An 18,296-nucleotide genomic window follows, 5' to 3' on the forward strand; every position below is an offset into this window, starting at 1 on the left:
AGGTTTGGTTACTGTATATCGCCGGGATGGTAGATTTTTTCGGCGTGTTTGTACACGTCGTCTTTATAGAAATAGATCTCCTTGTAAGTGCCATCGATGTATCCTTTCACCTGATCGATGTAGTGTGGCGACGCCGGATCAGAACTGGCCCCACCGGTCAGAATGGTTTTGGCCCGGAGCTTATCGCCAAACTCTACCGCAGCCACGAAGGTGTTGCCCGTAATGCCGTAGCGTTTATGCGTTTTGGGTGATTTTTTACTGACATAGGCGTTTAGTGAACCCATAAAGCCGGGAGTAGCGGGAACGCCCCAGCTAAGTTTGTCATCACTCGGCTCTTTGTCCGTCGTTCGTTGAAAACGATTGTCCATTCCCCAGCCAACCTGCCAGGTGCCAAACTCCTTTTCAAGTTCAGCGACGACCTGGGCCAGCGCCGTGAGCTGCTCCAGGGGTGAAATGAATTCGGTCGTGACCGCAGCTCCGTTGGTAAGCGAGTATTGTTCCTCCGTGGTGGCAGGTTTCGCCAATCGGGCCATATCCAGTTGAATGATTTTTTCCAGCCAGTGTACAGTCAGTGTGGTCGCTACCGAATTCGTATCGGTTTTAAAATCCCATTTTTTCAGCGTTTCAATGGGTTGAGCCAGTTTCGCTTTCAGCGAGTCGTTCGCGGTTGAATTGTACGATGCGATCAGACCCGGAATAAACCGTTCGCCACTCGGCAGATAGCCATCGTACGAGGCTTTAATGACATCGTCCATTGTCGCGTTTTTCAACGGTGTCAGTACCCGAACCGCGTGAACCGCGCGTGGGGTATGCCCATCGGGCAGCATGTAGGTGGGCAATTTCAGCATCACTGTATCCAATACGCCCGTGGCATATAAAGGTGTTGAGTTACAGTTCTGTATCCAGCCGTTTGCGGGATTGATGTACTGGGGAATTTCTTTTAAATCATGCGTTCCCTGCCATTCGGTAGCCGACGTCGTGCCATCGACAGGGCGTCGCCAGTCGAGCAGTGGGTTTTTCTTCGGAACGAAGTTGCCATGCCAGTAAGCAATGTTACCATCTTTATCGGCGTACACGATATTACTGCCCACCATGGCCCGTGCGTTGATGGCACTGCTAAACTCCTTCATGTTCCTGGCCTTCATTTTCAGCCAGTTCATGCCCAGTAGCTCGATATTGGGTTCGTAGGTTTTCAGCGCAATCCAGCGGGTAGCCGTTGCATAGACAACCGGGCCGTGGTGTGTGCGATACGTTACGAATCTCTTGGTTGCCCATGTATCGCCTTTTTTATAGCGAAGCTCATGCGTCGTGCTATCGACCGGTTTCCAGATGCCATTGTAGCGATACACTAGCTTCCCTTTTTTCCATTCGACGTTTTCAGCGTATAAGTCTTTTGCATCGGAAAGGGAAACGGGGTGCATCCAGCCGCAGAACTCGTTGAAGCCCTGAAAAATATTGAATTGCCCCAGAAAAGGAGCACCGTATGAATTCAATCCCTCGTCGCTGACCAGATGAATTTCGATCCGCCCGTAGTATTCGGCATGGGGGTTAATGAAAAGCATCGCTTTTTTACTCTGGGTGCGGGAAGGTGCTAATGCAAAACCATTGGACCCATCATTTTTGGGTGGCTCGGCCGTGAAACTCCGGCTACCCGTACTGAGCTGGGCGGCTTCTTTCAGATAAAATGCTTTAAAATCGGCTTCGCTGACGTTGCTTCCTCCCATAGCGGGAACGTTGTTCATCAGAATCATCCAGGGTTCTACGCGGGTAAGCAGCTTGGGCTTGACGGCCGGATGCGTAATCAAATAGTAGTTGATACCGCCAGCGTAGGCATCGCAGAGTTTTTTGAGCCAGTCGGGGGTTTTATGGTACAACTGAACGGCCTGGGTCGAATCAATGAACATGCGCGTCCAGAGGTCTTTGTAAATAGACCCTTCTCCTTCGGTTTCCGACAGCCGACCCAGGCGGGTAATCAATGAGTTCTCTACCTTATCGAAAAACTCGTCGCATTGGATGTACATCTCCCCGAATACAGCATCAGCATCCGTTTTGGCATATACGTGGGGAACGCCATAGGTATCTTTAACGATTTCAATACCCTTTGCCTGCTTTTGCAGCGACTTGACTTCCTGGGTAGAAAAGGTTGACTGAGCAACGGCTGAGCTGACCCATAGGCCAAAGAAGATAAACAGAGAATAGACTTTATAATGCATTTCTTTCCGGTATTAATTTCAGCAGATCCATGCAGGAATATAGCTAAAACGGTGGCTTGATAACAATTTGCCGATATCTCCCAGACGTTCTCATAAACTGGGAGATCACATCGTTGGCGTCGGTTAAACGAAGCTCTCTTTCTGACCGGCTTTACCGGATGAGCAGGATTCAAAAGTCCTGCTCATCCGGTAATGCCGGTTAGCATATTCAGTACATCACATCTACTTATAGATGGATACCGCATCAAACAAACTTGGTGCTGAACGGGGGCTATTGGGGTTTGAATTCAGTTCATTCTGGGAGTAAATGAAACGGCCCGGAAGCTGACTGCCGTTATTGGGTTTAAGCTTAACGCCTAATCCCTCGGCGCGGGCGCGACGCTCATCGTCCCAGCCAATGTGCTGACCGTAGAAGGTGACATACCGCTCTTCCAGAATTTCCCGCAGCAGAGCCTTATCAGCCGGGAGGCCATCTTTGTTTTCGATACCGCCAGCAGCAAAATCAGCGGCAACGTAGGGGTCATATTTGTAGGTGCCCGCCACTTTATAGGTCGCGTGCAGGTATCCGCCCCCATTGAGGAAGCTCCGATACGCATTCAGGTGAGCGAGAGCCACGTCAACTCCCTTTCCCGAACGCAGGGCCATTTCAGCCAGGGTCAGAATGTTCTCCTGATAAGTTACGAGCGGAAAACTGGCATCCCGTGCAAAAAAACCACGGTTAGCGGTCGTTGTCAGCGTATTTGGTTCAATTACACCCGGTGCATTGACCCCATTTTCAAGGTAGTAAAATTTGAAGCGGGCCGTTTCGTTCGTTTTGGCATTTCCGCGATAGGTAGCCGCTTTGGCTGGGTTCAGCAGTTCCGCATTATAAGCACCTTCGGCGGTTATACTGCCCGCCCGAATGTTGGTCAGGAAACTGTAATTCTGATTTTCATTCACGCTGGCCGTTGTGCCATGTGTGGCATACATGGAGTTTGCGTACGTACTGACGCCCGCCGTAGCCGCCGTGTAAGCCTCATTGTACTGTTTTAAATCGAGGTAAAGACGGGCTTTCAGCGTATTGGCAACCTGCTTCCACTTCGTGATATCACCACTAAAGAAGATGTCTTTGGTGCCGACGGTTCCAATTCCCGATTCCAGATCCGCAATGCCATCATTGAGCTGCGCAATGAGCTTCGGAATCATCTCCGCCTGTGTCTCGAAATGGGGATTTTTGTAGGTGATCGTATTCGCCGTTTCGGTAAAGGGTGCATCACCCCAAAGCTCAGTGACTGTACCGGCGCTGTGCGCCTGAATGATTTTGGTGATCCCCGCCATAACGCGGTTGCCCAGCTGATTCGCTTTGTCGAGGGTTCGTACCGCATTTTTGTTGACGCCGGTATAGAAGAGGTTCCAGTCGTCGTCAAAATTAGCAGCTGTGATCTGGTACTGTCCCCAGGTGCCGAACTGCTGGAAACTACCGAATCCGTAGCCCGTCCAGACAATGGTGAGTCGGCTGGCCATGCCTTCCTGAGCCGCAATGTGCGCTATCTCAGTGCCCGTAAATAGATAGTCGGCTGACGCGTCGGTTGGATTGTTTGGGTCCTGGTTCATGTCGGACACCAGCGACTCGCAGGATGACGAAGCCAGACCGATTAGTACAGCAAAAATGGCTTTATAGCGTAGTTTCATTGGATTGCTGTTGATTAAATTAGTAGTTGATTCGCAGGCTGAAGACCAGGGATTTTGTACTGGGATTATTGAAGTAATCCACCCCACGAGCATTCCCAACTCCCGATACGTTGGTTTCGGGGTCAATACCCACCACTTTAGTCCAGAGAACAGGGTTCCGGGCAGTAAGGGAAAAATTGACGGATTCCAGCTTCGTTTTCTTGCGGAAACCCGGTGTGCTTAACTGATAGCCAAGAGTGATTTCACGAATCCGTGTCCAGCTGCCATCTCGAACGAACTGTTCGGTTAGCTGACCCGAGTGGCCTCCCAGTGATGTATAAAACGACTGATCGAGCAGAACCGGTCCTCCGCCGTAATTGGCAACGTTGCCGCGCAGCGTCGTTCCTGCCTTGAACAGGGTTCCGGCGTAGTTGTACATATCCTGCGCCAGTGTCACTTCATTGCCAACATCAGCGTAAGTGCCAAAATTGACCAATACCCCGCGCGTTCCCTCGTAAAAATCGCCACCCTGAAAAGTTTCAAACAGGACATTCAGCGACAGTTTTTTGTAGGAGAGGTTCGTACCGAAGCCACCGCGCCAATCGGGGTTCGGATCGCCCACAATGCCCAGCGTTGTGCCTAACTTTGGAAAACCGGTTTCTGTCAGATCCATCGTGCCATTGGCTTTGCGCTGGTATACCCCACCATAAAAAGCCGAAAGCGCGTCGCCTACGTGCGCAACCGTACTCAGGGCTCCACCCGTAAAGGTGATAATGTCGGTACCTCCTAAATCAGTCACCCGGTTGCGGTTACGACTCCAGTTCGCAAAAACATTCCACTGGAAATCCTCTTTCTGCAATAGGTTCAGGTTGAAGTCGACCTCCATTCCCTTGTTTTCCATACTACCAGCGTTGGTGTATTTCTGGCTGTATCCAGTCGAGCCAGCCGACGATACCTGAAGCAGCAAATCCCGAATGTGGTTTTGGTAATAGGTGTAGCCAATGGAGAGCTTATTTTTGAATAGCCGGAAATCAGCGCCGATTTCCCACTCAGTTTTGCGCTCAGGCAACAGGTTCGGATCGCCCTGGGTAGCGCTTTCTACGTAAGCGCCACCATAGCCTGAACCGGTCAGCGTAGTTGCCCAACTGGTGAAGGACGCAGTTATGTAGGGTGTCGTATTTCGGTACGGCTCAGGCTGGATACCTACAATGCCGTATGAAGCCCGCAGTTTACCAAACGACAGCGGACTGCCCCGGAAAATAGGTAATTGACTGAACTGCCAGGCCACGTCGGTGGATGGATAATAGAACGTCGATTTAGAAGCACTTCCGAATGTTGATCCTGACTCGCTGGCAAGAGACCCGTTGACGTACAGCTGGTTAAATAATCCCAGATTCAGGGTAGAATACAGTCGAGCCGTCCGGCGGTGCGATTCTGTATTGTACGGATAATTGTTGGCTGCGGTGGAGTTGGCAAAGTTGGCGGGAGCTTCTTCCAGAATAAAGTTGTTCATCAAGCCCCCTAAGCTGTTGTACTTGCGATCATTGACATTGAACCCAACGATCAGCGTGCTTGTCAGATTTTCGCCAAAATCTTTGCTGGCGCGACCAATCACATCCAGATTCAGCTCGGTTTCCTTGATGATTTGCTGCTCATACTGACCCGCTCCCGAGTTGACGACCGAAGACACGGGGTTGGTGGTTACCCGGCGGTCGTTATACGTATCCAGACCACCCCGAGCCGTAATACTGAACCAATCTTTCGGCGTGATTACTAATTCCGAATTCATGATCAACCGATCGACTTCAGACAAGTTAGTCAACTCATTGATGGTCCAGAGCGGATCGTTATAGCTTGGATTCGCTGAAGCGCCCAGATAATTCCGATACGACCGCTGGCGATTCCGAATGGCGGCTGCGGTAGGCGATGCGAAGTAGCTTCCTTTCCAGTAGCGGCTGTCGAAATCGGGGGACGACCGCAGCATACCAATATAAAGACCACTTGTGTTATCGCCTTTCTGAATCCGGTTAGACGTTGTGCGGATAAAGTTGGCGTTCGTTGACGCCCGAACGATGTTATTGAACTGGCGGGTGGAATTGAATCGAACCGAATTTCGCTTGTAATCGCTTTGCCCCGCAAAAATTCCTTTCTGATTCAGATTGCCCAGACTTAGGTAAAAGTTGCCCTTATCATTCCCGCCACTCAGGCTGATGTTGTTGTCGTAATAAGTACCAGTTCGGAAAATGGCATCCCGGCGCGCATCGTTGTATATCTCTTTGGAGTTTTTTGTGATGATCGGGTAAAACGTTTTTCCCTGATACGACTCAAAACGGGCACCGTTCATGTTCACAACGTCTTCACCACCCGTACGATTGGCGATTTTGTCGCCCCAGGAATATTGGGTGGTCGCATTGTAAACTCCACCGGAGCCCTGACCATAAGCTTCCTGCAGCGGATGCAACACGTTGACTTTGTCGAAGGAAACCGTGGAGCTAAAATTGACATTCAGTTTATTGTCCGTTGCCCCCCGTTTTGTCGTAATGACAATAACGCCATTGGCAGCACGGGAGCCCCACAAGCCCGCTGCCGAAGCACCTTTTAGCACCTGCATGGTGGCAATATCTTCCGGATTGATGTCATTCAGGCGCGACTGTTGCGCTACACCCGAGCGCGAATCACCACTGGTACTGTTGCTGATCGGTATGCCATCAATAATAATCAGCGGTTGGTTCGAGCCCGTAATCGTATTTTGGCCCCGGATCTGGATATACGAACCGGCACCTGGATCGCCCGTCGAACGGGAAATCAATACACCCGCAGCTTTACCCGCCAACCCGTTGATAACCCCCGTTTCGCCGGAGCGTTTGATGTCTTCGGCTTTGACGGTCGATAGGGTAGAGCCCAGCCGATCTTTTTCTTCTTTAAACCCTAAAGCGGTAACGACCACTTCGTTCAGCACTTTAGAATCTACGGCCAGCGTCACGTTGATGGTCGTTTGATTACCGACCGGAATTTCCTGAGGGATGTAGCCCAGAAACGAAAAAATCAGCGTGCTTTCCTGAGAAGGAACGTTGATCGTATAATTTCCATCGGCATCGGTGGTGGTTCCGGTTGTAGTACCTTTCACCGAAATATTGACGCCTGGCAACGAAATCCGATCCTCCTGAGCAATTACTTTCCCTTTGATCGTAATGGCTGCCCGTACCCTGGTGGTTTCAGAGGGTTGTGTTCGTCGGGGTGTTTTATCGGAATCAGTTTGCGGGCCGATATACCTGTGGCCGTCTTTGTCAACGAATCGGTTCCGTGCCTCGGCTGTCGTTACCATCGACGCCAGGACCGCCAGACAAACCAAGATCCGCAGTCTCCTGTGTAGCGATAATCTCATTGCTCTTAATCAGTTAGTTAGTGGTTGTATTGAGGAAAAATCTTTCCAATGCTCTTGGGGAAAGAGCACGGATCATCGTAATGAAATAAAAGTATTGGTCGAACAGTCAGCTCTTTATCGGTCTATTAACTGGCCAGCTTTTATATCCCGGCAGCGAGCAATCACGTCGGTTACCTCGCGTTTTTCGACGGCAAAAATGCCCAGTAGGCTGTACCGACTAAGTCAGTTCCACAGGGCATTCGATGACGCTGAACCCGGAAAAGCTACAAAAGACCAGGGATACAGTAGCTGCTAGTTGCAGCCATTGCTGCCAGATTTTTGAGACGCTCGAGAACGATGATTCTGAGATAGGTTTCTCAAAAGACTCATCTTCCCGGTCCATGTAGGATTTGATGATCTCATCCAGTTTCCCTTGCTTAAGTAAATCCATAAATACCTCCAGTTCACTCTCTGTTGCCCGATTGGTGAGGTAACGTTCAACCAGGTTTTCCATGAATTGGCTTTCTTCCATAGGACTTTCGATTAGTATCCATAGGACAATCGTGCCGATAGCAAGGGTACCCCCAGAGGCTTTTTTTTTACGCTTGAGTGCCGGAAACAGGTAGGGATCGATCAGGCTGCTTTCTAATCCTGGTGGGGGCGGAGGTTTGCAGCGAGTGAGATTTCCACTTTTGGGCTGCTGGTTTTAAGGTATGGGAATTGCCCTACTAACTATCCAGCGACTTTGAACGATGAAAATAGAGCAGACAGAACGAACTAATCAGATTCGTAACGATCAACACCCATAGGCCGCCAAACAGTATGGCTAGTGATAAGACTAGGAATAAACAAAAGATGAACCGTAGATAGTTACTCATTCCTGTGGCTAACCCGTAGAGGAGGGTTCGAAATAATAAGGCAGTGCTTAACCCCAACAGTAAAATCGTTGTGCTGGTAATAGGATCGTAGACAAGAAAAACCCAAACGAATTCAGGTACTAGTAACAGAAGAAAAAATAGGATGAACTGACAATATAAACGACTGGGGCTATAGGGAAAGTTACGGGCAAAACGTAGATACGTGAGATCAAACTCATTCGCCTGATAAATCAGTACCATATGCGTCAGGATCACACTTAAAATAAGTAGTTCCGGAATGCGGATGTCTGGCTGCAAATCCAGAAATAAAACATAAATAAGGCTGATAATCAGGCCTGAAATGAGCTTGGTGACCCCGTACGTAAGTTTCCGGCTATCTATAATTTCATACAGAAACAGGCTAAAAAAGGGCTTCGGCCAATGTCTTATAAATTGGGGTACATTCGCTTTTTGATCCTCGTTGGCCAGGTTATTGACTAAATGGGTGAAGTAGAGCGCATTACCGAAAATGAGCGCCAACAAATAAAACGGAATAAGAAACGGAATGAGGTAATGATCGAAAATCACCCCAATCGTAACGGCAAACAAGCCCAACGTAATAATTGGGATTGATATAATAAGCTGGACGATGAACCAGGTTTGTACTAGCTTACTACGAGATAAGGCATTGCTACTATAAAATAAAAACTGGTAGGAGGCAAGTTTCAATTGACTGGCAACATACTTACTGCTTTTAAGCGTGTAAAAAAGCCAGATCACAAAAAGAAGCAGCATTCCAACTGGGTCGCTAACCGAAGTAAGTACTAGCTTTAGTGCATTAAGTGTAATCTGGTCTTTGGTGAGATGCGTTTGATTGAGAACACTTGTGTAAAAGAAATTAATAAAAAAAAACAAGAACAGGGTAAGGATAAGGCCGGTATGGACTCTGTAGAAGCCTACCACCACCATTTTCAGTAAAACTCTGGTTAACGGGTAACGCATCAGGCGTATTTGATTGTTTGCTGCTCCACGAGCATTTCTTTGAGAACAGGCAACTGCTCGCTTTCCAGTGTTTGGTGAGACGATAGAAGGAAATTGACCCCCTGTTGACGATTTATTTCGCCGATCCAGGAATAAAGGGTCGATAAAGCATCTGTATCCAGGGTAATTAGCGGTTCATCCAATAAAATGAGGGTAGGATTGCCTATAAAAGACATGACCAGGGAAAGCTTCTTGAGCATACCACTCGAATAGGTTCGTAGCGGATCATTGACAAACAACTCAATATTCATACGTTCTATGTACTCATTCTGCTGTTTTTTTGAACCTCCTTTTGCTGAGCTAAACAACTGGATGAGTTCCAGGCCCGTTAAGAAGTCAGGGAAAATAGGTTCGGCCTCCGCGAAATTCACTCGTTTTCGGTACGCTACAGCCTGCTTTTTAAGGCTGATCTGAGGATGAAGTAGCACATCGCCCTCGAAGGCGATAGCTCCGGCAAGTGCTTTTAAGAATGTACTTTTTCCCGACCCGTTTTCACCTCTAATCCAATAAATCCCGGCATCAATCTCCAACTGATCGATGTGAAGGACAGTAGTTGCATTATAGGATTTTTTAAAACCGTTGATTGTCAGCATTGATTTAGTAGAATAGGCTCATCTTGAAATCATAGTAACAAAGCTTCACTTAGTTAAGGAAATACGAGCTTAGGGATACCCAGTCATTGACCGTGGTAACCACAAATTGCTACAAATTTTAAGTGATGATAGCTTAAATAGACCTATCACTCAGGGGTGCCACGGTTGCTGAGCGTTATTCCTTTTGAGCAAATGTCAAGCGTGGCTGGCCACATCGTTTATATAATTACATAAACGGCTCCAAGGTTGGTTAAGAGGACAGGCCAGCAGAGAGGTGTTCTATGGGAGAAAAAGACGCTTTTAACTACTGCCTGATTTAACCTGGCTTTCTTTAATCAATAAACCCAGACCATTTCTGACCTGGGTTTATTGATGGTTATTTTTAGTAGCTGATCAGCACTGAGGTTTTCTTACACAAGTCTGTGCCCAATAGCCAATAATTGCTCCAAGTATCATACCAATGGTGCCGCCCAGAATGCCAGCGCAGCTACCAAGCATTCCAGCCCCAACGCCAGTTGCCAGTACGATAGTCAAATCAATCTCACCTTTTTGAACTTCTTTCTTGTCAGCGCTCATACCTGCTATTTTGGGATACACTACAGATAACGTAAATCTCGGTTAATAATGGCCTGGCTTTGTGTTTTATTGTGTATATGGTCCGTAGATAACGCGATTCATTGCGTTTAGGTATCAACTCTATACGTTCCAATAACTACGCAGGCCGCGTAGGCAGGCTATCCACTCATCCATACTCGTGGGCTTAACCAGATACGTATCGGCCCCTAAATGGTACACATCGACAATATCATCCGGATCGCTAAATGCACTCATAATTGCAACCGGAATCTGCCAGTAGGGTGAATCGAGTTGCTTGAGCTGATTTAGTAAGCCTATGCCATCACTCCTCTTCGGCAGGTATAAGTCTTGTAAAATCAGCTGGGGTAAATATTCTTCATCACCAATACAGTATAAATACCGCAAGGTGACCTGGGCTGTAGAGGCATGAACAACCTCTATCTCCGGTAAGGACAGGGATAAAGCGTCTTTCAGTAGCAACCACAGCTCCAGATTGTCTTCGACAACCAGTAAGCCTCCCTTAGTTGGATTAAAGCTCATGGCTTAATGAATTTAGCGAATCTGTAAGTCTCTAGTCGATACAACTGCAGTGATAGTCCAACTGTTGAAAAGTGTGTCAGCTAAAGTTACAAATTGATTTTGGTTGGATCTGAATTAATTACGATCCAGAAAAACGGTCATATGGACTGCGCTCTACCAACGGGCGATTTATAGCCGTAATGCCATCCAGCCATACGGTTCCATTAAAATCATTCTGCTAATTGTAGGTGGTGAAGCGACCACTTTATCCGTTACCTGTGGTTGAGCCTTATGAGTAACTGAAAGGCTAATTCTGGCAAAAGCCTATCTTTGCCTCGGTGGCGAAACCTGGCTTTGATGATCAACTATTATTGAACAAGAACTGATGCGATTCCGTGCTACAGTTCAGTCTCATGGTAAAACGGCTACGGGCATTCAGGTGCCAGATGAAGTCGTGATCAGTCTGGGCGCTGGTAAACGCCCGCCAGTGCTGGTTACCATCAATGGCTATACCTACCGAAGTAGTATCGCTGTAATGGCAGGAAAATTCATGATAGGCGTTAGTGCCGAAATCGGAAGGGGGCTGGCGTTATGGCTGGGGATGAAGTCGACATCAGCATCGAAGTGGATACTGAGTCGCGGGAGGTTATTCTTACCTCCGATTTTGCTGTAGCTTTAACTGAAAATGCGCAGGCCAAGGTATTTTTTGAGCAACTCTCCTTTAGTAATCAATGTCGTCACGTGCTCCTGATTGAGCAAGCAAAGAGCATTGAAACCCGACAACGCCGGATCGTAGCATCGGTAGCCATGCTGCAAGAGGGAAAAGCCTAGCATACAGTCACGTATAATACGGCAAAATGACGCGCTTACCGATCGTTCAGCAGGATTTACAATTGGTTAAACAGGCTTGCGATTTAATTGCTACCTCTTAAGTATAAAAGAGACTAAGCCCATGGCAAAAAACAAAACGACCGAAAATGAGAATAGCGTAGAGGATTATCTGAACGCTATTCCTGAGGAGAAAAAACGCAAAGACTGTTCTGAGCTTATTAAGCAAATTACGACACGAACAGGACTTACTCCTAAAATGTGGGGTACCGGAATAGTCGGCTTCGGCAGCTATCATTATAGCTACGAAAGCGGGCACGAAGGCGATGCCCCGCTAACCGGGCTGGCTTCCAGATCAACTGGAATAACCTTATACCTGGCTACCAGTTTCGACCGAAAACAGGAATTACTACAACAATTAGGCAAACACAAAGCAGGGAAAGGGTGTATTTACATTCAGAAACTGGACGATATTGACATGGATATAGTGAGCCAGTTGATCCTCGACTCTATTGATCACATCAGAAATCAGTTTAACAACAGTTGATTCGTTGTCTGAACGTAGTTCAGGCCATCCCGTCAGATAGAGTTGAAAAGACGCTCTGTTCTCAGCTCTACCTCCACCCGAGCCTAACCAATTGCATAGCTATTTCTAAAGGTTAAGAATGTCCAGCCAACAACGGAAACGTGAAAGATATTGACGTGGTAGGTGTAATTTATTGATTTGTAGTATTTTAGGGTTGCCTGCTCAGTAAAACACAAAAAAGCCTGGTCAACTAACCAGGCTTATGATACAGAAGAACGTTTTTCATTCCTGTACGATGGTTGTCTCACGTCGTTCCGTAAGGGACTGGAAAATAGTTAGACCCACTGCTTGAGCGGCTATGGTAATAGGTCCGTACGGATCAATACCAGGTACAGGGCCATCCTTGGCTATGATCCAGCCGAACACCTGAAGAAAGACGTAATTCGATGCAAATCTGATTAATTGAGGTTTCATGGCGTGTTCTTTTAACGTTATAAACTATTAGTCGTCCGAACAGGAGGCTGGGGAAACAAACGAATTCATATACTTTTCGTGGTCAGGCGCAGCCGGTTGTTGACTACGTCGATTTTTATCCAGAAGAAACAGATTCTTCATAAAGTCGACAGGCGTAAAGTCGGGTCGATAGATTGTGATGGCCTAAAAGATAAGTGTCGGACTTGTTTCAGTGCAGAGGTCGGAGTTACTCAACCCGCCAGTCGAGCTTGGTTTATGCACAGCCTTGATTAAGAGGAACTAAATCGTATCAGGAAATACCTAGGTACTGAAATAAAGTAAAATTTCAAGTCTGTTTACATCACTTCCTGAATTAGTAGGTATAAAGTATAAACCTGATTTTTGTTTTTGCAAAAATTATCATTTGCAATACAAAAATTGGCATTATGATATATTGTTGGTATAAAATTCTAATTATAAAAAAGGTATGGCTTATTTTTAGTAGAAGAATTTAGCCAGACCTGTGAAATGATTAAAAAACTACTCATCAACCTCTTACTGATACTGCTGAATATAATGAGCATAGCGTATGCTCAGGAGCGCGTCATTACAGGACGCGTAACATCCAGCGATGACGGCGGCCCATTACCAGGGGCCAGTATAACGGTTAAAGGAACAACACGGGGTACCACAGCTGATGCCAGTGGTAATTTTAGTTTAGCGGTATCGGGCAAACCCACGCTGGTGGTTTCATCGATTGGCTTTGCCCGGATGGAAGTTGAAGTGGGAAGCCGCAGCAGCATTGCGGTGCAATTGCAGAGTTCCGATAGTGAACTCGAAGAAGTAATCGTTACGGGGTATGGGGGTGTGCTAAGCAAACGGGAAGTAACCGGGGCTGTCTCTAAAATCAAAGGGGGCGAAATTCAGAACGTACCCTCGCAAAGTGTTGACCGGGCCATGCAAGGGCGTATAGCCGGTGTACAGATTTCATCGGCCAATGGCGCTCCTGGTGGTGCCATGCAGGTGCGTATTCGGGGAGTAGGGTCGATTACGGCGGGTAATGAACCGCTCTATATCGTCGATGGTGTACAGCTTAACACCCAAAACACAAACAGCTTCGCCAGTTCCAATCCACTTAATTTTCTTAATCCGAATGATGTTGAATCCATCGAGGTATTAAAGGATGCTGCGGCTGCGTCTATCTATGGTTCACAGGCTGCCAATGGGGTCGTTATCATCTCGACCAAGAAAGGGAAAGCCGGTCGGACGCAGATCAAGTTTAACCATTATCAGGGTGTTGTTGAGCCGATCAAGTACTTCGACGTACTTAACTCTCAGGATTGGGTAAACATGCGGACAGAGGCATTTATGAATGCAAACCCAACGCAAAATCGGACTTGGGCCCTGCAACAGGTGCTGGGTATTCTGCGCTATAACACAGCCAATCTGGGTGAAGGTCAGTTACAGGGTATTGTCGATACGCTGAAGACCTATGACTGGCAGCGAGCCGCTATGCGGAGCGGTCGGGTTGAGAATTATGAAGTTTCGCTGTCGGGTGGTAGCGATCGCAATACATTCCATTGGTCGTCATCTTATAATACGCAGGATGCCAACGTCATCGCGGTCAATTTCAAGCGTTTTACCTCTAGCCTGCGGCTGGGTCAGAAACTATCGGAAAAATTACACTTTGAGGAGTCACTTAACCTAAGCACAACAACACAGGGCGGACAGTATGCATCACCCAATGGAGGGGGCTTTCTGGGCTCGGCCGCTTTTGGGGGACCGCTGATGGTGCCTTCCAATGCCATTTACAATGCCGATGGAACGTATGCCAATACACCCGCTACTGGCAATGCCGTTGGGGTACTTAGTCATAATTTTATTCTGTCAGCTAATCTGGCCAAAATTGCCGCTGTCACCAATCAGCTGATTGGCACAATGGCCCTCACGTATAAAATAACTCCTCAATTAATATTCCGGCCGACGGTCAATCTGGATTATCGTCTCATAAAAGGTAGTTATTACGCAGATCCTCGTATTCAGGATGCGTATAGTGTGCAGGGACGCTCCCAGTTTCAAAATGACGAGAACGTAAACTTTCTCACCAATGCTACCCTGACTTACGGGCATCAGTTTGGTAGCCACTCCTTTAATGCACTGGCGGGGGTCGAGTACCGGAGCGATACCCGAAATACAACGAGTGGATCGGCTACTGGATTCCCAACATCCGACTTCCAGTATATTTCGGCAGCTGCCAACTATACCGCCATGTCGAGCTCCTGGACGGGTTATCGTCGGGCATCCGTGTTTGGGAAGGTTGATTACAACTACAGTAGCCGGTATTTCTTGTCGCTTATTGGCCGCTACGATGGGTCTTCCCGCTTTGGCGCTAACAATCTTTTTGGTTTCTTCCCCTCTGTTTCGGCGAGCTGGCTGGTTTCTGATGAGAGTTTCCTGAAAGGGAATAATGTGTTGACCGAATTGAAAGTGAGAGCCAGTTTTGGATCGACAGGGAACGACCAGATTGGCAACTTCGACTCAAGAGGTTTGTATACGGGTGGAGCGAACTATAACGGTGGTAGTGGTATTTATGCCAATAGTCTTGCCAATCCCAATCTGAAATGGGAACGCAACACCGAACTGGCTGCCGGACTGGAATACGGATTATGGAATAACCGGATTCGTGGTCAGTTTGACGTATACGATCGTACCAGCAACGATTTATTGTTACAGCGTCAGGTTCCCAATACCAGTGGCTTCACCACAATTACCTTCAATGCAGGTCAGTTGAAAAACCGGGGTTTTGAAACAGAGATTACCGTTGATGTGCTTAGAAACTCAGCCCTTCGCTGGGAGACTAGTTTCAACTTCTCGGTTATCGACAATAAGGTTACCAAACTGTATGATGGTATATCGCCCCAGGCCAATAAAGACAGCCTTATTTTGTTAGCTGCTGCCGTTCAGGCAGGTAACACGACGACTACCCGGAATTTCATCGTCGGCAAGCCTGTTTACGCGAACTATGTGCCGTTGTATGCGGGTGTAAACCCTGCAACAGGTCGCGCTATGTGGTATGACCAGAATGGCAACATCGTTTATACCTACCAGACTCCACGCGATTCGAAATACGCCGGATCCGATTTTGCGAACATCTACGGTGGATTTCGAAACCAGATCTCGTATAAAGGACTTGAACTGACCGCGTTCTTTCAGTATGAGTTTGGTCGCCGGGCAAACAACTCTCAAGGACTTTCTCTGATCGATGATGGAACCCGAAATGTAAACACGCTGGTATCGACGTACGAGAATCGCTGGCTCGCACCCGGCCAGATCACTGATGTTCCCCGGCCGTATAATGGAGGAGCCGAAGTATTGGGTTCATCGTATGTTTCCAGTACGAGCCGTACCATTGAAGATGCTTCCTACATCCGCTTAAAGCAGGTGCAGCTAGCCTATACTGTACCGAAAGCGATCCTTACCCGTACAAAGGTGATTCAGAATATCCGCCTTTACGCTGTGGCCACCAACCTGGTTACCTGGACGAAATGGACCGGCTACGACCCCGAATTCCTGAACTTCGGATCAGGTAATACGGGTGCTATTCCCCAGTCAAAGACGTACACATTTGGGATTGAGGTAGGTTTCTAATTCTTTATCTTTTGACATTCCGATTATGAAACTATACACGTTTAAACAGGTGCTGGCCACGGCTATTATGACGTGCGGACTTGCTGCCTGCAGTAGTTTAATTGAGGTGAAACCAAGGACATCGATCGATTCCGGAACGGCTCTTACTTCACAGGAAGCCATCAATGCGGCTGTCAACGCGGTTTATGATGCGTTGCAAAGTACGGATCTGTATGGCCGTGATCTGATTGCGCTTCCTGAGGCTCTTTCCGACAACGGGCGGGCTACCAACAACTCAAGCCGGCTTGTGCCAGAGTACCAGAATCAGTCGGGTGCGCACATGATTAACTGGACTCAGGACTATTACGGAATTAACCAGGCTAATCTGGTTCTCGACGCACTGACTAAAGTTAAGCTGACCGATGCCTTACGCAATTCGTATGAGGGACAGTGCCTGTTCCTCAGGGCTTTGATGTATTTCGACCTGGTTAAAGCCTATGCGTACATGCCAACAGCCACCATCAGTGATTATAATCGGGGTGGTGTTCCATTGATTTTGTCAGGGGTATTAACCTTGCCTCAGGTAACCTATCCGGAGCGGGCAACTACGGATGCTGTATATACCCAGATCCTGGCCGACCTGACGGCTGCTATCGAAAAACTAAGCGCTACGGCTAAAACAAGAGGGCCGATCTACGCTACACAGGGGGCTGCTCAGGCACTTTATTCACGGGTAGCACTCTATGCCGGGAAATACCAGGAGGCCGCTGATTTTGCAACCAAAGCCTTAGCTTCCGGGATCGGTACATTTCAGCCGAAGGCCAATTACATTGCTGGCTGGCGAACGGCTATTAACCCCGAATCGATGTTTGAAATTAACTTTCAAACGAGTGAAAATATCGGCGTTAACACGTCGCTACAAACAACCTTTACGACATTAACGGCCGTTGGAAACCGCACAACGACGGGTGGTTTTGGCGATCTGGTACCGACCGTGGCACTCCTGGCCGACTTAGAGTCAGAAAAAGATGCGTCGGGCGCTGTACTGGACATTCGTCGGCAGCTCTATGAGTTGGGAACAAGCGGACGGGGTGCTGTAAACACCGAAACGACGAAGTTTCTGGGTAAGAATGGTACCATCAACCTCGACAATGTTCCGGTGATCCGTATTTCGGAAATGTACCTCAACCGGGCCGAAGCGTATTATCGCTTAGGAAAAGAAGCTGACGCCATTAAAGATTTGAATACGATCCGGACGCGGTCGGGTTTAGCCGAAAAAACCACCCTGACAGGTGCAGCTTTACTGGACGAAATCATTAAACAGCGTCGACTCGAATTTGCTTTTGAAGGACATCGCTTCTGGGATTTGAAACGACTGGGCCGCGACATTGTCAAACTGCCCACAACGGTTCCGTTCACGGATTATCGCATTCTGGCCCGGATTCCGATTGCCGAAATCAACAACAATCCCAAGCTAAAACAAAATTATAACTACTGAGCCACTGACTCAGTGTTCTTAACACTATTACTACTTTGCTATGAAAACACTCCTGCGTTTCATGCTGATAGGGTTTATCCTATTTACACAGACCTCCTGCTTTGAGGAAAGTGATTTCCTGTGGAATAAAAAAACGGTTGTTGAATTTCAGGCTACGGTTGTTACCTCACTGGCCGTTGGGAAAACGTACCCGCTGTTACCCATTAAGAATGGGGCTGGCAATCAGACCACACAGGTGAATCTGGTGGGGCCACAACGTAGTAAAGAGGAAGTTATTAAATTTTCGGTCGATAAAGACAATACGACTGCTGTTGAAGGGGTACATTATAACCTGAAAGGAGGGACCTTTACCATTCCTGCAAATTCTAGTTTGGGGAATTGTGTTGTCGAGGTTTTGAACGGCACACCACCAACGTCAACGACTACCAAAACCGTTGATCTGGTTCTGACTCTGGAAGGAAATGGGTCGGACATTAGCCCGAACGAAAATTATAAGAAAGTAGGCTACCGAATTTCATTTTAAGGAAGTAGCCCGCAGTTTTTAACCGCTA

15 protein-coding genes are annotated in these 18,296 nt (G+C 47.7%); 6 read left to right on the plus strand and 9 right to left on the minus strand.

Annotated features, from left to right (window positions below):
• Nucleotides 1–8: 8 nt before the first annotated feature.
• The 8 genes from G8759_RS13010 to G8759_RS13045 all read right to left on the minus strand — a co-directional run bounded on the left by G8759_RS13010 (nucleotide 9) and on the right by G8759_RS13045 (nucleotide 10,834).
• Nucleotides 9–2,213, minus strand: a complete 2,205-nt coding sequence (locus G8759_RS13010; protein WP_167208589.1) for a penicillin acylase family protein — start codon at nucleotides 2,211–2,213, stop codon at nucleotides 9–11.
• A 222-nt stretch (nucleotides 2,214–2,435) separates the two neighbouring features.
• Nucleotides 2,436–3,884: a SusD/RagB family nutrient-binding outer membrane lipoprotein gene (locus G8759_RS13015; RefSeq protein WP_167208591.1), complete on the minus strand. Its 1,449-nt coding sequence runs from the start codon at nucleotides 3,882–3,884 to the stop codon at nucleotides 2,436–2,438.
• Between the two features lie 19 nt (nucleotides 3,885–3,903).
• Nucleotides 3,904–7,248 carry a SusC/RagA family TonB-linked outer membrane protein gene (locus G8759_RS13020; protein WP_232074236.1) on the minus strand — a complete coding sequence of 1,115 codons (3,345 nt, stop codon included), beginning with the start codon at nucleotides 7,246–7,248 and terminating at the stop codon, nucleotides 3,904–3,906.
• A gap of 217 nt (nucleotides 7,249–7,465) precedes the next feature.
• Nucleotides 7,466–7,759: a hypothetical protein gene (locus G8759_RS13025; protein ID WP_167208593.1), complete on the minus strand. Its 294-nt coding sequence runs from the start codon at nucleotides 7,757–7,759 to the stop codon at nucleotides 7,466–7,468.
• Between the two features lie 196 nt (nucleotides 7,760–7,955).
• Nucleotides 7,956–9,086, minus strand: a complete 1,131-nt coding sequence (locus tag G8759_RS13030; RefSeq protein WP_167208595.1) for a hypothetical protein — start codon at nucleotides 9,084–9,086, stop codon at nucleotides 7,956–7,958.
• The gene (locus G8759_RS13035; RefSeq protein ID WP_167208597.1) at nucleotides 9,086–9,718 is read right to left on the minus strand and encodes an ABC transporter ATP-binding protein; all 633 of its coding nucleotides are present in this window, start codon (nucleotides 9,716–9,718) and stop codon (nucleotides 9,086–9,088) included. The genes G8759_RS13030 and G8759_RS13035 overlap by 1 nt, the downstream gene beginning before the upstream one ends.
• 393 nt (nucleotides 9,719–10,111) lie before the next feature.
• A complete protein-coding gene (locus G8759_RS13040) occupies nucleotides 10,112–10,294 on the minus strand; it encodes a hypothetical protein (RefSeq protein WP_167208599.1) in 183 nt (60 codons plus the stop codon).
• Nucleotides 10,295–10,414: 120 nt separating this feature from the next.
• Nucleotides 10,415–10,834 carry a response regulator gene (locus tag G8759_RS13045; RefSeq protein ID WP_167208601.1) on the minus strand — a complete coding sequence of 140 codons (420 nt, stop codon included), beginning with the start codon at nucleotides 10,832–10,834 and terminating at the stop codon, nucleotides 10,415–10,417.
• Between the two features lie 364 nt (nucleotides 10,835–11,198).
• Here G8759_RS13045 and G8759_RS35680 point away from each other — a divergent pair, with 364 nt between their 5' ends.
• The 3 genes from G8759_RS35680 (at nucleotide 11,199) to G8759_RS13055 (ending at nucleotide 12,188) form a co-directional block, all read left to right on the plus strand.
• Complete coding sequence (locus G8759_RS35680) at nucleotides 11,199–11,486, plus strand: DUF1905 domain-containing protein (RefSeq protein ID WP_197933122.1); 288 nt, start codon at nucleotides 11,199–11,201, stop codon at nucleotides 11,484–11,486.
• Complete coding sequence (locus tag G8759_RS36375) at nucleotides 11,405–11,644, plus strand: YdeI/OmpD-associated family protein (protein ID WP_394353311.1); 240 nt, start codon at nucleotides 11,405–11,407, stop codon at nucleotides 11,642–11,644. The genes G8759_RS35680 and G8759_RS36375 overlap by 82 nt, the downstream gene beginning before the upstream one ends.
• A gap of 121 nt (nucleotides 11,645–11,765) precedes the next feature.
• On the plus strand, nucleotides 11,766–12,188 hold the full coding sequence (locus G8759_RS13055) for a DUF1801 domain-containing protein (RefSeq protein ID WP_167208603.1): 423 nt from the start codon (nucleotides 11,766–11,768) through the stop codon (nucleotides 12,186–12,188).
• Between the two features lie 261 nt (nucleotides 12,189–12,449).
• On the opposite strand, the gene G8759_RS13060 is transcribed toward G8759_RS13055, so the two are convergent.
• Nucleotides 12,450–12,641 (minus strand): hypothetical protein, encoded by a 192-nt coding sequence (locus G8759_RS13060; RefSeq protein WP_167208605.1) that lies wholly within the window; start codon nucleotides 12,639–12,641, stop codon nucleotides 12,450–12,452.
• Between the two features lie 507 nt (nucleotides 12,642–13,148).
• Between G8759_RS13060 and G8759_RS13065 the strand changes: the two genes are divergently transcribed.
• Genes G8759_RS13065 through G8759_RS13075 form a run of 3 tightly spaced genes read left to right on the plus strand, consistent with a single transcriptional unit; the run spans nucleotide 13,149 to nucleotide 18,268 of the window.
• Nucleotides 13,149–16,268 (plus strand): SusC/RagA family TonB-linked outer membrane protein, encoded by a 3,120-nt coding sequence (locus G8759_RS13065; protein ID WP_167208607.1) that lies wholly within the window; start codon nucleotides 13,149–13,151, stop codon nucleotides 16,266–16,268.
• 25 nt (nucleotides 16,269–16,293) lie between these two features.
• Nucleotides 16,294–17,745, plus strand: coding sequence for a RagB/SusD family nutrient uptake outer membrane protein (locus tag G8759_RS13070; RefSeq protein ID WP_167208609.1), 1,452 nt, complete (start codon nucleotides 16,294–16,296; stop codon nucleotides 17,743–17,745).
• A gap of 40 nt (nucleotides 17,746–17,785) precedes the next feature.
• On the plus strand, nucleotides 17,786–18,268 hold the full coding sequence (locus tag G8759_RS13075; protein ID WP_162385486.1) for a DUF4843 domain-containing protein: 483 nt from the start codon (nucleotides 17,786–17,788) through the stop codon (nucleotides 18,266–18,268).
• Nucleotides 18,269–18,296 lie beyond the last annotated feature (28 nt).

The organism is Spirosoma aureum, from assembly GCF_011604685.1.
Taxonomy (GTDB): Bacteria; Bacteroidota; Bacteroidia; order Cytophagales; family Spirosomataceae; genus Spirosoma; species Spirosoma aureum.